The 14,052-nt window shown below is 49.5% G+C and carries 18 protein-coding genes and 3 tRNA genes; all 21 read right to left on the bottom strand.

Going from position 1 to position 14,052, the window contains the following annotated elements; translation table 11 throughout:
• The coding region (locus PGX44_RS07820) for an IS200/IS605 family accessory protein TnpB-related protein (RefSeq protein ID WP_498854923.1) at positions 1–818 on the bottom strand (818 nt) is incomplete at its 3' end.
• A 213-nt stretch (positions 819–1,031) separates the two neighbouring features.
• The gene (locus PGX44_RS07815; RefSeq protein WP_498854922.1) at positions 1,032–1,292 is read right to left on the bottom strand and encodes a hypothetical protein; all 261 of its coding nucleotides are present in this window, start codon (positions 1,290–1,292) and stop codon (positions 1,032–1,034) included.
• 299 nt (positions 1,293–1,591) lie between these two features.
• Entirely contained in the window at positions 1,592–2,110 is a 519-nt protein-coding gene (locus PGX44_RS07810; RefSeq protein ID WP_498854921.1) for a hypothetical protein, read from the bottom strand.
• On the bottom strand, positions 2,058–2,549 hold the full coding sequence (locus PGX44_RS07805; protein WP_498854920.1) for a PilN domain-containing protein: 492 nt from the start codon (positions 2,547–2,549) through the stop codon (positions 2,058–2,060). Before PGX44_RS07805 ends, PGX44_RS07810 begins: the two co-directional genes overlap by 53 nt.
• An 80-nt stretch (positions 2,550–2,629) precedes the next feature.
• The gene (locus PGX44_RS07800; protein WP_498854919.1) at positions 2,630–3,325 is read right to left on the bottom strand and encodes a hypothetical protein; all 696 of its coding nucleotides are present in this window, start codon (positions 3,323–3,325) and stop codon (positions 2,630–2,632) included.
• A 65-nt stretch (positions 3,326–3,390) separates the two neighbouring features.
• Positions 3,391–3,849 (bottom strand): hypothetical protein, encoded by a 459-nt coding sequence (locus PGX44_RS07795; protein ID WP_498854918.1) that lies wholly within the window; start codon positions 3,847–3,849, stop codon positions 3,391–3,393.
• On the bottom strand, positions 3,833–4,390 hold the full coding sequence (locus PGX44_RS07790) for a hypothetical protein (protein ID WP_498854917.1): 558 nt from the start codon (positions 4,388–4,390) through the stop codon (positions 3,833–3,835). Before PGX44_RS07790 ends, PGX44_RS07795 begins: the two co-directional genes overlap by 17 nt.
• Positions 4,329–4,691: a hypothetical protein gene (locus tag PGX44_RS07785; RefSeq protein WP_186502341.1), complete on the bottom strand. Its 363-nt coding sequence runs from the start codon at positions 4,689–4,691 to the stop codon at positions 4,329–4,331. The genes PGX44_RS07790 and PGX44_RS07785 overlap by 62 nt, the downstream gene beginning before the upstream one ends.
• Positions 4,678–5,148: a pilus assembly FimT family protein gene (locus tag PGX44_RS07780; RefSeq protein ID WP_498854916.1), complete on the bottom strand. Its 471-nt coding sequence runs from the start codon at positions 5,146–5,148 to the stop codon at positions 4,678–4,680. Before PGX44_RS07780 ends, PGX44_RS07785 begins: the two co-directional genes overlap by 14 nt.
• Positions 5,127–5,609: a prepilin peptidase gene (locus PGX44_RS07775; RefSeq protein ID WP_498854915.1), complete on the bottom strand. Its 483-nt coding sequence runs from the start codon at positions 5,607–5,609 to the stop codon at positions 5,127–5,129. Before PGX44_RS07775 ends, PGX44_RS07780 begins: the two co-directional genes overlap by 22 nt.
• A gap of 6 nt (positions 5,610–5,615) precedes the next feature.
• A complete protein-coding gene (locus PGX44_RS07770; RefSeq protein ID WP_498854914.1) occupies positions 5,616–5,999 on the bottom strand; it encodes a competence type IV pilus major pilin ComGC in 384 nt (127 codons plus the stop codon).
• Positions 6,000–6,033: 34 nt separating this feature from the next.
• The gene (locus PGX44_RS07765; RefSeq protein WP_498854913.1) at positions 6,034–7,242 is read right to left on the bottom strand and encodes a type II secretion system F family protein; all 1,209 of its coding nucleotides are present in this window, start codon (positions 7,240–7,242) and stop codon (positions 6,034–6,036) included.
• On the bottom strand, positions 7,239–8,207 hold the full coding sequence (locus PGX44_RS07760) for a type IV pilus twitching motility protein PilT (protein ID WP_498854912.1): 969 nt from the start codon (positions 8,205–8,207) through the stop codon (positions 7,239–7,241). The genes PGX44_RS07765 and PGX44_RS07760 overlap by 4 nt, the downstream gene beginning before the upstream one ends.
• A gap of 5 nt (positions 8,208–8,212) precedes the next feature.
• On the bottom strand, positions 8,213–9,355 hold the full coding sequence (locus PGX44_RS07755; protein WP_498854911.1) for a GspE/PulE family protein: 1,143 nt from the start codon (positions 9,353–9,355) through the stop codon (positions 8,213–8,215).
• Positions 9,356–9,545: 190 nt separating this feature from the next.
• Positions 9,546–10,958, bottom strand: coding sequence for an amidohydrolase (locus PGX44_RS07750; protein WP_498854910.1), 1,413 nt, complete (start codon positions 10,956–10,958; stop codon positions 9,546–9,548).
• Between the two features lie 77 nt (positions 10,959–11,035).
• The gene (locus PGX44_RS07745; protein WP_498854909.1) at positions 11,036–12,277 is read right to left on the bottom strand and encodes an MFS transporter; all 1,242 of its coding nucleotides are present in this window, start codon (positions 12,275–12,277) and stop codon (positions 11,036–11,038) included.
• Positions 12,274–12,687: a MarR family winged helix-turn-helix transcriptional regulator gene (locus tag PGX44_RS07740; protein ID WP_498854908.1), complete on the bottom strand. Its 414-nt coding sequence runs from the start codon at positions 12,685–12,687 to the stop codon at positions 12,274–12,276. Before PGX44_RS07740 ends, PGX44_RS07745 begins: the two co-directional genes overlap by 4 nt.
• A gap of 171 nt (positions 12,688–12,858) precedes the next feature.
• A tRNA-Val gene (locus PGX44_RS07735) sits at positions 12,859–12,934 on the bottom strand.
• A gap of 4 nt (positions 12,935–12,938) precedes the next feature.
• A tRNA-Glu gene (locus tag PGX44_RS07730) sits at positions 12,939–13,013 on the bottom strand.
• A 1-nt stretch (position 13,014) separates the two neighbouring features.
• Positions 13,015–13,090: transfer RNA gene (locus PGX44_RS07725), tRNA-Asn, on the bottom strand.
• A 652-nt stretch (positions 13,091–13,742) separates the two neighbouring features.
• Positions 13,743–13,949 (bottom strand): hypothetical protein, encoded by a 207-nt coding sequence (locus tag PGX44_RS07720; protein WP_498854907.1) that lies wholly within the window; start codon positions 13,947–13,949, stop codon positions 13,743–13,745.
• Positions 13,950–14,052 lie beyond the last annotated feature (103 nt).

Genomic DNA, 14,052 nt, shown 5'->3' with positions numbered 1-14,052 from the left:
GCAATCTTGCTTGTATAAGCAGGATTGATTTGAATTACATGAACACTTCGTCTATAACAACAATTTTCAAACGTTTTCTTGTACCTGGAATAATCGAAGGCATGAATCATTTTGTTGTATGCCCTGCCCTTATCAGACTTTGCTGTAGCTGTTTCTGATTTTGCTTTGCGAAAATCTAAATCTTCAATAACGATGTCTTTTCCCACAGAGATTGCATACTTTACAATGTGAGAGGTGACTTCACGGATTTCGGATTCCGCTTTCTTTCCCGTACCATGATACTGTAACCGATAGTGTTTTAGTCTGACGAGATTTCCCGTGTCATTGGTTTCGGCTACTTCAATAAACCCGTCGTTATAGTCTAAACCAAGTGTTCCATAGGTTTTTCTCGTTTTACAATCGTCGGTATCCCTGTCAAGCGTTACCATGGCTTGCAGGTAACAGGCATTGCCGCGAAAGACGATGCGATAGCTGATGCCGTGGTCTTGCTTAACAATCGTTTTGGCAAGTAACCCGCTCAAGTATGAAAAGATACAAGTTCCATAAACATATTCACGTTTTTTTGTATTTTTTCGTACCTGAATAGCGAAGCGATTCCCTTTGCCTGCGTGTACCATGGGTATTAATTGTACAATCTGGTTGCAACGATGTTCGTCTTTTGAGCCGATATATAAAGACCGGTTATCTCTTTGCTTACGAAAATGGTCTAACCAGATGGCATGACTTGTCAGCTTGTTTTCTGCCAGATGATATTGAGCCCGAAACAGTTTCTTTGAACCAAAACATAGATGTAAATCCTTGCTTTGAATCTCTTTCAATACATTGGCTTGTTTCTGCTTTAGCTTATTAAGCTTTTGATTGGTATAAAAGATTTTTTCTTTCTGCTGGTGATAATAGGTTAAGGCAGAAGGAGATAATTGATTGTTTCGGGATTTTTCTTTTAATACGGCTACTTTTTCGCAAAGCGTCTTCCGCTTTTTATAAAGCTTTTTTATTTTACGACTCAGCTGATTGAACTCATACCATTTTAGTTAATACAGGGCTTTATATAGCCCTTCTACTTCAGACATAACCGAATTGGCAAGGCGCTTGTTCACGTGAAAGCGGTTTTGCAAAATAGCATTAAACGCACTCTTCTTTACAGAGAATCTGCCACCATTGTTATACCGATGCCATGTAAAACGCAGCATCTTGCCATAGAGGATATGATACTCTTTTACATATTCGATTAACCCGGTATTGTCTCTTTGATTGAGCCGGGTTTCAATGGTATACGTTTTAGAAGCAATCATTCTCCTCATCTTCTTTCTTATCCATTAGTAATCACAATAATGCTAACTACACAGGTGAATTTTCACGAACAAAGATTCGTTTCCCTCTTTCTATTCATTTGATAGGCACATTCCCTAGTCTATCGTAATTGTTCCGTTTTGCAGGCATGGTTTGTGAGGTTACTTTTTTGTATATAAGTTTGCATCTCATTTGTTTTCTCTTATTATTATAACTGATATCATTTTGTTTATCAAATAAAATAACAGCGTACAATCATGTATTTATTACATAATTGTACGCTGTTTATAGAAACTGCTAACTAACCCCGTTTCCGCTCAGAAGCGTTTGTGTTTCCTTGTCCCGGCAAAACCGTAAGGGAAAGGTGAATCGCCAAGTGCTCTCCTTCCCGCTTCACTTCAGCTACTACCGGCAGGCTCTGTGGTACCTGCTGTTCTAAGGCTGTAAGGAAATAGATCAGCTCGTGATAGGTTCCCTGCAGTTCGATTTCATAGACAGAAGGATTGGCCGGATCTGCCTGGAGTGATTGCAGCTGTATTCCCGTGGCGGCAGCGCTTTCCTGTATCACTTGGGACATGTCAGCAGTCAGGGCTGGGGACCGTTCCAGCCACGGTGCTGGCAGCTTTTCCTGTAACACCGGCCGCAGTTCTGTTAGCCGTTCATTCGCAGCCTGCCAGTTACACTTTCTCTCATATAGCGCATGGGTCAGATACGCTGAAATGAGAAACAGCAGGCTCAGGCCCGCCAGCAACGCCCGGCGCGTTGTATTATTTTTTATGTATAGAAGCTGTTTCAGTTTTTCCATTCGTTTCATCTGCATTTCCAAACCCCAAATAAAGCTGCATTTCGAGCCGTGCCTTTTCTTTCTTTTGCACATTGCCGATGTGTACTTGGCTAAAATATTCCGTTTTCTTTAATTGCCGCAGCCACGTCTGTACGGAAGCGATTTTCGTACTGGTCAGGTGAAGACAGAGCTTATCCTTATCTGCTGTAAGGCCCTGTACGGCTACATCGGGCGGCTTGGTATCTGCCAGGCAGACGAGCAAGGCCGGCCAGGCAATGCGGGAAGTCAGACCGGCCCGGATGCGGTCCGCTTTTAGCTTGGCCCGTTCAATCCGGTCATTGCGCTGTTCCAGCCGCTGCTGTACCGGATACAATTCTTTTGCATAGTACTGCTCCTGCTGTGTAATTTCATACAATAAAAAGGCGGATGCCAGCCCCAGGCAAAGGATGCCGGCACAGAGAACTACGATTGCCATGGGGATAAACCGGTACGGCTTCGTTCCTTTTTGACGCTGCCTCGTTGGCGGTATTAAATTCATACGTATCATGGCATACCTCATAAAAGTACCGACGGGGGACCTGCCAGATGCCAGTGCTGTACGCGCTTTCCATACGCCGGCTTCCAGCAGGGCGCTGTCGGTTCTTCTTCTCCCTGGGGATAAAAGCTCATCGTATACGGTTCTTCCTGAGCCAGGTCCCTTTCATCTGCTGCACCATAGGTATAAACAGACACATATCCATCCTGCATATGTAACACATGGGTTCTATTTTTTTCCCGTAAATATAAGGTCCCATCGGTTCCGCCATAGCGGTTACTGATCCAGGCAGGCAGCACGTCTACACGGTCTACAGGTACACCTCTTTCCTCAAAGAATTGCAGCATCGCCTCAACAGGGGCCGCCGGATACGCACTAAAAAGCCATAAATTCGTCTCCCGGCTCTGTTTACGTATCTTATATATATCATACGTATAGGTATCGGCTGTACTAGCCAGGGCATCTGACCAGCTGGCTGCTTCCCGCGCTTCTTTCCGCGTCCGTCCGGGCAGCTCCAGCACCTGCCAAAGCAGCAGGGAACCACTGAGGACAATAGTCAGGGTATACGTAGAAAGCTCATACACCGTAAGAATATCTTCCAGTACAGCTTTCAGTTTTTCTGGTTTTTCCAGCCAGTGGAAATCCCTAATATCCTCATACGTACAGCCGAGGACATGCTTTGTCCGGCCTAACCAGTTTTTTTCTACTTTAACCACATGGACCACCCGGTCCGTGACCCACAATACAGCTTCGTTTCTCATCAATTGTTTTATCATATGCCTTAAACCTTATACGCACCAAAAGTAAAATTCCATTTCCGTTCTGTCGTATCATAAACGGCCGTAAAAGGAACTGCACAGGTCTTCTCCATTTGTTCCAGCCCGTCTTTTCCCTCTACAGGACTGCTGCCGATACCACGCAGCGTCCCCTGCAATATGCCCTTTTCATTTTTGGCTTTAAACTGGACCCGCATGGCTTCGCCGGCCTGCAATCCAGCGATATCCTTGAGAACCAGTGTTTCCCGCAACAGCAGGCTACGCGATGTCTTTTGGCTATAGCGTTCTTTGCCTATTTCTAACGCGCTCTCAGCCAAATACGCAGCCCGTGTCGCATGAGAAAAAGTCCGCACCTCCTGCCAATGCCGCTCTGCCAATACGGCTACAGCCAGGGAAAAGCTGAAAACGACAAAGCCAAGCCAGGTCACAAAAAGCGTTATAAAGCCATTACGTGTTTTTCTCATTCATCCTCCCTAAAGGCCTGACCTTCATGTAACAAGGCCATCTATACAAGCCATCCTTGCTCTGCAGGCAGAGAGAAACGACAATGTATGGGCCTTCAAAATAAAAACACCGTCCGTCTGCAGCTAAGGGCTTAGCCACGATCTGCCGCTCTACCGCCGCGCCTACACGGCTTCCTGTCAGGGGCTGCTCATTGCCATTAGAGAGAATTTTATATACGACCTCTCCCCGTACGGAAAAGCCGCTTTTCCTTTGTTCGGACAGGATGATCAGCTGCGAATGATTTGACAAGGTGACCGTGTCGGCATAGCGCAGAGAGGTAGACAGTGTCTGGTCCAGCAAGATTCCCTGCAAGGCCAGCTCGGTCCGTACGCGGCAGGCTTCAAAATGACGGACAGCCAGGGCCGCCGCCGGCACAAGGGAAAGAAACAGCATACTGACCAATAAGACCGACAAGGCAGCTTCCATAAGCAGGAAGCCATTACGGCTCCGCTTCAGGCATTTTCCAAACGCGCAGGAGTACGTATTTTTCTCCATTCCCATTGGTCACCTCCACTTCGTAGTGCAGCAAACCGGATTCCAGCGGCCGTGCCGTCGTACGAATTCCATAGGACTGCTGCTGAAAGACCTGTTCGTTTTGAGTATCTTCCAGATGCGGCCACGTAGTTTCTGCTTCGGCCAACGCACTACGTCCTGCCAGTACCAGTTCCTGCAGCCTGCGGCTTCGTTCGTAATATAATTCAGACTGGCGCAACAGCCCCAAGGAAGGCACAAATAAAAGCAAGGCTATCGTCATAGCACACAACAGGTCTGTCAGCATGAATCCATTCTTACGCTTTTTCAATTCGTATTCGTCCCGTCTGGGCTGCAATGACAATCGTTTTTTTATACGTATCATCAGCCAGCTTGAAGGTAATGCGCATATCCGGACCTGAAGGGCGTCCCGCTTCGTCAAAGGAAAAGTCTTTTCGTTCTTTTGATTCTGTGACAATCCGGTTATTACCAAAATACTTTCTCTTTTCAATCCGGTAATTATGCATAATCCGGTACTCCCCGTCCTGCACCACAATAGACCAAATATCAATTTCTCCCAGATGATTGCCAATGGCATATTGCCGCACTGTATTTAAATCGAGAGCCAGTTCGTCGACCAGGACATCCAGTTGATGACGGTCATTTTGCCACGCCCTGGGCAGCATAACTGTAGCCGCCATGGTAAAAACGAGGACGGTTACGATGCACAATTCCAGAGCTATAAAGCCGTTTCGCTTACGCGCTCTTAGAGAAAGTAAGTCAGCCATTGCCAGCACTCCTCAGAAAAAAAGAAGGAAAACCACCAGCCACCTACGATACAGGGAGCAAAGGGGATCAGGCGCTGGCGCTGTTTCAGCCAAAGAAACAGTGCCAGCAGTGTCCCTATAAAAAAGGAAAAACAAACTACCAGGTACAGAGTAAATCCGGTACAGCCTAATGCTAATACAGCCAGCAGTTTGATATCTCCCGTACCAAGTCTCTGCGGGGCCAGCCAGGCCAGCAGGCCCAGACCGGCCAGGCAGGAAACAGTAAATTCCTCATTAGGGGCTACGAGCTGTAAGGCCCAGGCGGCGCCATTGACCAGGAGCAGCAGGCCGACTGCCACATCGGGCACCCAATAGTAGCGCACATCCGTGTAGATAATGATGGCCGAACAGAGAGCCATGACGCAAAGCCAGCAATAGTACGCCACCGTCAGGGCTTCACTATGACTCCACATCGTAATCATGGGCCCTTACGTCGGTGTGGACGCCGTGCCTTCGGGATCATCAGAGCTATAGGTAGTGCCGTTCAGTGTGACTTTGACAATACCGTCGGCAATACTATAGGCTTCTGCACCTTTAGGTGGCTGCGGTACAAATTCCAAATACTTATCGTCTGCCAGGACCTGTACGCTTGTCGGATATTCCCCTGTATCAAACTTATACAGCGCAGCAGCATTGCTGATGGTCCGCAGATCGGTCTGTATTTTTGCCTGGTTGGCTTTATCACCGGCCGTACTGAATTTGGGTACAGCAACGGTCGCAATGGCCAAAATAATAGAAACGGCAACGAGCATTTCTAACAGGGAAAATCCATTTTTTACAGGTTTTCTCCATTTCTTTCCTAATGTCAGCATGTTGATCTTACTCCTCTCATGAAATAGGTGATCGCTACCCCATGCCGGCTGCCGCATCAAATAAAGGCAGCAACAGGGCCATGACGACGATGCCGATAATCAGGCCGGTAAGCGTCATGAGCAGGGGTTCCAATAAACTACGCAGGGTCGTAAAAAAGACCGACAGGCGCCATTCGTAATACGCGGCAATTTTATAAAAGATCGTGTCATAGCTGCCCGTCGACTCGCCTACTGTCAGCATCGTCTCTACGTAAGGTGTACTGATAAGTTCGCCTTTTATGGCTTGTGAAAATGAGCCGCCCTCTTCGATCCGGGTCATACAGCGGGTCATTTTATGCCGGTACCAGACTAAGGGGACAACAGCCGAGGCCCGCCGCATAGCCTGTAAAAGGGGAATACCCCCGGCCAGCTGAATGGCCAGGACACTGCTAAAGCGCTGCCAGCATCCAATCAGATAGAGACGCCGTACAGCCGGTATGCGCATAGTCTGTTCTATAAACCAGGCACGGCATGCAGCCCTGCGGCTGGCATACACCAGCCCCAAAACACAGAGCAGTACTGTGGCGATAATGACGGCCGCATGAGCCTGTACCAGGGCAGAAATACGTAACAGCAGGCGCGTCAATAGAGGCAGCGTCAAGTGCAATTGTGCAAACATCTCTGAAAATACCGGCAATACCCAGCATACGGCACCGACGAGAATGCAAAGGGTGCAAAGCAACAAAAAGGCCGGATACAGCAGGGCCTGCAAAAAGAGCTTCTTTTGCCGGTCCGTCTTTTCGTAAAAGTCTCCCAACAGGCCCAGCATCGTCTCAAGACTGCCGGAATACTCGCCGGCATACAGTAATTGACAGGCAAAAGGCGGAAACAACCCCGATTGGTTTAATACCTCCGAAGGCGCCACACCTTCTTCCATCGTCGCCAGAATCTGGCGCAGCTTGTCTTGCTGCGTCTTGTTAGAAACTTCTAGAATCAGTAACCGCCAAGCCTCTACAAAGGGAATACCAGAGCGCATCATTTCGGCCAGTTGCTGAAAAAGATGGCTTAGCACACGCGCCTTAAAGGGCCGGTTGCGCCGAATTTGTTTGTTCCACAGGCTTTCCCTTGTTTTTTCTTCTATTTCTACGATGTGCCACTCCTGCCTTTCTAACAGTTGCCTCACAGCTTGTTGGGACGGAGCCCGTAACACACGGGTCACCGTTTCTCCTGATCGGCGGCGGGCAGTCACGCGAAATTCTTTCATCCTCTTTCCCTCCTGGCATACCGGCTTGCTTGTTCCATGGTCCGCATCCCCTGGGAGGCGCTGGTCTGAATAATGGTCTGCAGCTGGTGTTCCTTGCCGCTGCGAATGAGCTGGGCTACCGCCGGCGTCTGTAAAAGTATCTCCCTGATGATGCGCACACTGCCATTAAGGCAATGCCTGCGCTGGGACAGAATGGCCTGCAATACCATGGCCAGACGGTAACGGACTTCTTCCTGCAAAGCTCCCGGGTAGGCGCCGACAAAACGGGTGACCGCTTGGGCTGCCGAACAGGTATGCAATGTAGAAAGAACAAGATGACCCGTTTCGGCTGCCGTCAGGGCTGCGTCCATCGTTTCGGCATCCCGCATTTCTCCTACAAGGATGACATCGGGATCCTGCCGCAGGGCCTGACGGACACCTTCAGCAAAGCTGGGAAAGTGCTGATACAGTTCCCGTTGCGTAATCAAGGCCTTTTCTCCCGGCAAGACAATTTCAATGGGATCTTCCAGGGTAATGACATGGCAGGGACGGGTTTGATTCAGATAGTGAATCATCCGCCAAAGAGCCGTCGTCTTGCCACTATTAGTCGGCCCGCAGAGGAGAACTAGCCCTTCCGTTTGTAAACTCAGCCGCTGCAGCAACGCTTCATCATCGTCCGGCGGCAGCTGGTCCAAAGGATACAGGATCCGTATATTGACATAGGGTCCTGCATGCGTTTCGGCCAAGGTGACACGGCAGCGTATCCGATCGAGCCAGTCTAGTGAAAAGGAATAATCCCCCTTTTTTAATTCCTTATATAAGGGGAAATGTGTTAGCCAGGCTTGCAATTCTTCTGGTGACACAAAGCAATCAGTCTGGGCAATCAGTTCACTGTTCAGGCGCAGCCGCACTGCCTGCCCCGGCTGTAGATGAATATCCGTAGCATGCTGACGCACGGCACGGGCAATCAGATCATCCATCTGCATAGCCTTCACTCCTCATATACCCGTTTGATTTCTGCCAGATCCGTCAACCGGCTTTCTACAGCCTGCCGGATGCACTCATCCATGAGGACGGCACCATCGCTCCGGGCAGCCTCGACCATGGCTTCCCGGCCTGCTTGCCTGCGTATGGCCTGACGTACATGAATCCCTGCCGGTACGACTTCGCACAAGCAGGAGCGGCCGCTGTAGCCGGAACCAAAGCAGACAGGACAGGATTCCGCAGCAGCAGAGGGCTTTTCGTCGTGGCCTGAGCGGCAAGCGGGACAGCGCTGTCGCACCAAGCGCTGGGACGCCATCCCCAGCAAGGCGTCGGCTACCAGGTACGGTTCGATCCCCATATCGAGAAGACGTATGGGTACATCTACAGCCCGTGATGTATGGAGTGTACTAAACACGCGGTGCCCTGTAAGAGCTGCACGTATAGCTATTTCTGCCGTTTCCCGGTCGCGGATTTTGCCGATAACCAGTATGTCCGGGTCTTGCCGCAATAAAGCCCGTAACCCATTTTGAAATCCCAGCCCTCCTTTTTCGTTAATCTGGCTTTGGCAAAATCCATTGACCCGTAATTCTACAGGGTCCTCCAAGGTGGCCACGCTGAGAGTTTCCCTATCGATTTCCCGCAGGGCTGCATACAAGGTCGTCGTCTTGCCACTCCCTGTAGGACCACTAATCAGAAACAGGCCATGACTGGATTGGACAAGTTGTTGCAAGACCTGCCGTGACGGTTCATACGGAATCAGATGCTGCAAGTCTTGTGGAACGGCGCTGCTATACAAGAGGCGGATAACCGTTTTTTCACCGCGCACAGTCGGCATGGTGCTCACCCGCAGGTCTACCTGCCGGCCCCCTTTTTGCCAGCGGCATCGGCCATCCATGGGAATACGCGTGTTAGCTATATCGAGCTTACTCATGACTTTGATGCAGGCTGTGATTTTCGCCAGGCTGGCCAACGGCAGCGTACCGACCTGACACAAGACACCATCGATACGGTAGCGGACGCGGATGACCGTATCCAGCGGTTCCACATGGATATCGCTGGCATGACGGCTGACGGCAGCCGTTAAAATCTGCTGTACCAGCTGCTGTACAGATGTCCCTTTGGTAATGAATAGATCCTTCTCTGCATTCATACGTGTACCTCCTGCCATCTTTTTCCCGTTCATCATATCATAGGTATCGACTTTTCTTATGTGTTTTAATGTAATTCTCATGGAAGATTAATTGGCCTGCCATTTTCTCATTTTGTTTTAATCTTTCTTCTGCCACAAAAAAAGCAGGCTGCCTGTGACAGTCTGCTTTTTCGCTGCTATATGCTCTTTTTTACATGGGACAATGGTATTCGCCGCCTGTAGTTTCCAGCCATTCAGCCCGGGCTTTTTCCAGTTGTGCCGGCTGCTCCAGTGCTTTGACGCAGGCCAGAGCCAGAACGCGTGCAGCGGCCATGACGGCCTTGTGGCCAATGGTGCTGCCGCCCGCCGAGGTTTGGTACCACGAGTGGGCCGGTGTAGCCAGTGTGCGCGTGGCCATGACGAACTGGGCCGTCGGCGTGACATAGCCTACGTCACCTACGTCGGTGGAGCCGGCCGATACGGCTTGCAGCCGTGTCGGATCGAAGGCAGTAATCTGCGTATCCAGGGGATAGGCTTTCTTTTCCTGCCATTGGTCTTTCGGATAGCGGCCTTTGACTACGTCTGAAAGCTTGTCCAGCATAGACGGATCGTAGGTTTTCAAATACGCAGCTGCAGAGGCGTAGTCTGCGTCATCCCATTGCGGTCCGCCGGCCTCCTCCATGGCTTCGTTCAGGATTTGGGCGCAGGCGGCATTTTGGAAGCAATCGGAATAGCCCATGAGGGGCTTAAATTCAACGCGCGTCCCTGTCATGAGAGCAGCACCGCGGGCTACATCTTTAACGCGTTCTGTAATTTCTTCGGCGTCTTTAATGTACATAGAGCGGACGCCGTATTTCATGACACAGTGGGACTGAACGATATTGTAAGCCGTACCGCCGGCATCGACGTAGGCGTAGTGAATACGTGAATTGGGCACGACGTGTTCGCGCAGGTAATTACAGCCGATGTTCATGAGCTCACACGCATCGAGGGCGCTCCGGCCCATTTCCGGGCTGGCTGCTGCATGTGCTGACTTGCCAAAGAATTCGACATAAAAAACTTTATCGGCATAGTGCCGCAGGTTGAAGACCCCTGTCGTATCACTGGGATGCCACGTAAAGGCGCAGTCACAATCATCAAAATAGCCATCCCGGGCCATCCATGGTTTGACGCCACCTTCTTCTTCGGCAGCACAGCCATAGTAGCGGATTGTACCAGGCAGATGATGCTGCTGCAGGTAATCCTTTACGGCCAGTGCTGCCGCCAGGCAGGCTGTACCGAGAAGGTTATGGCCACAGCCATGGCCACTGCCGTGTTCTTGGCCCGGGCAGGCACATTTTTCCGTAGCCCCGGCGACTTGACTCAAATTGGCCAGGGCATCGTATTCTCCCAAAAGGGCCATAACGGGCTTTCCTGACCCATAGGAAGCAATAAACGCCGTTTCTACACCGCAAATATTGCGTTCTACTGTAAAACCTGCTTTTTCCAGAATCGAAATGAGCAGTTCAGAAGATTTTGTTTCTTCCCGTGAGAGTTCTGCATATTCCCAAATGGTGTCACTGGCCTGTAGGATTTCTTGTTTTTTTCCTTCCAGCAAGGCGTCGATTTCGTGTAATGCGGACATGGCCTCAGCCCCCTTTATCTTATTACATACGTATTTCTTTTATTATGCCACAGGTCGGGGCTTCTGACCAGACAGGTCTATACGCTTCTGCATTTCTTCTTCTCTTCCTGCCATTCCGTCTTACGCTGGATGACCTTCATCCAACGGACGGAAAACATGCCGTAACGGCTGATGAGGACGTAATAAAGGGGCACAGAGAGGAAGACGATGAGGGCCGCCAGGAAATAGACACCGGAGAAGCCGAAGGCCGGCACGGCAGCGCCCAGGGTGTATGGGCCAACACCAATACCCAGATCGATCATGACGAAGAAGGTTGACGTGGCCAGGCCGATCTGGCTGCCGGGAATGCCCTGGATCGACAAGGCCTGGCCGACGGAAGAAATGGTCGCAAAGCCCAGGCCCAGGAGAATACCGCCAATAATAAAGTAAAGCGGTCCGGATGCAAAGCCGACGACGAGGAGGCAGGCCATCAGGCACAGGAGGGCCGGATACATGACGACGTTACCGCCGTAGTTATCGAGCATACGGCCTGTAAAGAGACGGCTTAAGAACGAAAGAGCCGCATAGGCGATGAAAAAGAGGGAGCCTGCCGATACGAGATCGAGGGACTGGGCGTAGGCGCCAAGGTAGCTCAAAATGGACGAATAGGCAATACCCGAGAAAAAGCCAATGACCGAAATAGGCAGTGCTTTGACAGCAAAGAAGCTGGAGAAGGAAATTTCCTTGAGAGCTTCCTTTTCTTCTGCTGTAGCAGCGTGTTCCGGCGTTTTCAGGATGACACTCATGACCAGTGTCAATGCTGCGATGACGATGCATTCGTAGATATTATTGAAATATTCCCCGCCGGCACAAAGCATAATGCCCAAGAAGGGACCAATGGCCGAAGCTAATGTATTGCCCAGGGCAAAGTAACCAATGCCTTCGCCGCGCCGGGCTACGGGCACGATAGCACCGACAATGGTGCCGGCTGCTGTAGACGAGGCGCCGTAGGCAAAGCCATGGATAATACGGACGAGTATGAAAAGGCTGATTTCCGAAGCGACAAAATAGAGGGGCAAGGCAGCCAAATAGATGACGGCAGCCAAGACAAGGATTCGTTTGCGGCCTAGGATATCAACGACGTGGCCAGTGAGCATACGGGCTATGAGGGCACCGATGATAAAGACGCTGGAAGCCAGGCCGGCTTCACCGATAGAGACGTGCCAGGTGGCCATGGCGTAGTTTGTCGACCAAAGCATGAGCTGATAATAAATGACATAGAGAAAAAAATTGATGCACGTAACTAAGATAAAATCACGTGTCCAAATGGACTGTTTCACGGTTCAAAACCCTCCTTATTGATCCGGTATAGCATTTCCTGGAGCTGGTCCAGCTCTTTCTTGCTCAGAGCGTGGAAAAAGCGTTTTTCCATGGCCCGTATTTTGTGGTTAATCCGGTCGTAGACGTCCTGGCCTGCAGGGGTAAAGGAAACGCGTTTTTCCCGCTGGTCCGTGCCTGCTGCTTCTGTAATATAGCCCTTATCGAGAAACTTCTTTTTAATGGCCGTAATGGCCGGTTTCTTGATCATATAATAACGGGCTATGGCAACCAGTGTCGTCGGCTGGTTGTGAGCTACGTACACCATAAACGTCCACTGCGAATAGGTCAGGCCAAATTCTTTTAACGCCTCCGTATCCGCAACGATCATCCTGCGCGTAGCATAGGATAATTCCTGAAACGGTGGGTTCATACCCTCTCCCCCATCCCAATTAGTTAAGTAGATTAATTAAGTAAATTAATTAATTTGATTAACCGTTTATTACTATAGCATAGCAAAAAAAAATGTCAAGCCCCGGCAGCGGGACTTGACATAAAAAAAACTACCTGTTTCTAATTTTCATTAGAAACAGGTAGTTTATCTTGGTGGGCGATAACGGGCTTGAACCGCTGACATCCTGCTTGTAAGGCAGGCGCTCTCCCAGCTGAGCTAATCGCCCAAGATGGTGACCCCTGCGGGATTTGAACCCACGTTCACGCCGTGAAAGGGCGGTGTCTTAACCACTTGACCAAGGGGCCTTGGCTCCTCAAGTAGGACTCGAACCTACGACAAATCGGTTAACAGCCGATTGCTCTACCGACTGAGCTATTGAGGAATAACTCATGTGTTCTCCATCGAACAATAGGAATTATACTAGGATTTGGATAAAAAAGCAAGTACTTTTTTCATCTTTTTTTCTTTTTTGTAAATTACCAAGGTAACTTCCAGTCATGTTAGCCAAGCTAAACATTACTATGAGAAGGCGTTGGCGCAATCGTGGTCTATGACGTCACGCTGCTGATGCGGCCATGCCCCTGTATGAGCTTCTGCGCTCTTCCAGGAGAGCGCGACAAGAAAAGGCCCCTGCGTTGCCGCAGAGGCCTTCCTATTTACACTAAGAGGTTTGTTATGCCTTTACTCTTACATCATGCCAGGCATTTTTTCACTGATTTTCACCTAGTTTTTCGAGCATTAAAAAGCCCCATTTTATCATGGATATTTCAGGCATTGAATCCCTTTACTCCTTATCATTTACTTTTGGTTTTAAGTATTTTGTTCTCGTTCTGTTCTCTGCCTACATCAATAAATAAAAATTTCTTTATATTACATATTTTATGTTGTCCCCGTTTTATGCTGCCTCCGTTGCCGTTTTGAGAACTGGGATTTTAGGCAGGAAGCGGCCTGCCGGTATTTTTGTATATTGTGCGTCTATTACGACGTCAACAGAAAACGAATGTATTTTGTGTTGCGAGGATGGAGATGGCAGCTCATTTCGAGCTGCCCTTTTTGATTTGTTCCTTGATTTCATCGGCTTTTTCCTTACATGCCTGCTGAATGTAGGCCGCCATACTCATGCCAGCTTCATCAGCCCAGGTCTTAATTTGCTCGCGTGTCCCTTTCGGCACGCGGATTGTTATCGACTCATAGTTCTTTGCAAGCCACTTTTTATTGGCTTTCTTTCTACTTTCTTCCATATATTATTCCTCCTGTTTCTTCAAAATCTTACGCATTTTTATACGTATAAGACGATAAAAACAAACAAATCAGCCCCGCCGATTTCTCGGCAGGGTCGATTTG

The sequence above is a fragment of the Caecibacter sp. AF58-12pH5A genome (assembly GCF_027681725.1).
Lineage (GTDB): Bacteria > Bacillota > Negativicutes > Veillonellales > Megasphaeraceae > Megasphaera > Megasphaera hominis.
The sequence above is the reverse complement of the archived record's forward strand: the minus strand, read 5'-3'. Positions and strand labels throughout refer to the sequence as shown.

Excerpts from the sequence above, each read along its gene's own strand:
- PGX44_RS07815 (WP_498854922.1), bottom strand. The coding sequence starts at position 1,292 with ATGATTGCTTCTAAAACGTATACCATTGAAACCCGGCTCAATCAAAGA.
- PGX44_RS07810 (WP_498854921.1), bottom strand. The coding sequence starts at position 2,110 with ATGCAGATGAAACGAATGGAAAAACTGAAACAGCTTCTATACATAAAA.
- PGX44_RS07805 (WP_498854920.1), bottom strand. The coding sequence starts at position 2,549 with ATGGCAATCGTAGTTCTCTGTGCCGGCATCCTTTGCCTGGGGCTGGCA.
- PGX44_RS07795 (WP_498854918.1), bottom strand. The coding sequence starts at position 3,849 with ATGAGAAAAACACGTAATGGCTTTATAACGCTTTTTGTGACCTGGCTT.
- PGX44_RS07790 (WP_498854917.1), bottom strand. The coding sequence starts at position 4,390 with ATGGGAATGGAGAAAAATACGTACTCCTGCGCGTTTGGAAAATGCCTG.
- PGX44_RS07780 (WP_498854916.1), bottom strand. The coding sequence starts at position 5,148 with ATGGCTGACTTACTTTCTCTAAGAGCGCGTAAGCGAAACGGCTTTATA.
- PGX44_RS07775 (WP_498854915.1), bottom strand. The coding sequence starts at position 5,609 with ATGATTACGATGTGGAGTCATAGTGAAGCCCTGACGGTGGCGTACTAT.
- PGX44_RS07770 (WP_498854914.1), bottom strand. The coding sequence starts at position 5,999 with ATGCTGACATTAGGAAAGAAATGGAGAAAACCTGTAAAAAATGGATTT.
- PGX44_RS07765 (WP_498854913.1), bottom strand. The coding sequence starts at position 7,242 with ATGAAAGAATTTCGCGTGACTGCCCGCCGCCGATCAGGAGAAACGGTG.
- PGX44_RS07760 (WP_498854912.1), bottom strand. The coding sequence starts at position 8,207 with ATGCAGATGGATGATCTGATTGCCCGTGCCGTGCGTCAGCATGCTACG.
- PGX44_RS07755 (WP_498854911.1), bottom strand. The coding sequence starts at position 9,355 with ATGAATGCAGAGAAGGATCTATTCATTACCAAAGGGACATCTGTACAG.
- PGX44_RS07750 (WP_498854910.1), bottom strand. The coding sequence starts at position 10,958 with ATGTCCGCATTACACGAAATCGACGCCTTGCTGGAAGGAAAAAAACAA.
- PGX44_RS07740 (WP_498854908.1), bottom strand. The coding sequence starts at position 12,687 with ATGAACCCACCGTTTCAGGAATTATCCTATGCTACGCGCAGGATGATC.
- PGX44_RS07720 (WP_498854907.1), bottom strand. The coding sequence starts at position 13,949 with ATGGAAGAAAGTAGAAAGAAAGCCAATAAAAAGTGGCTTGCAAAGAAC.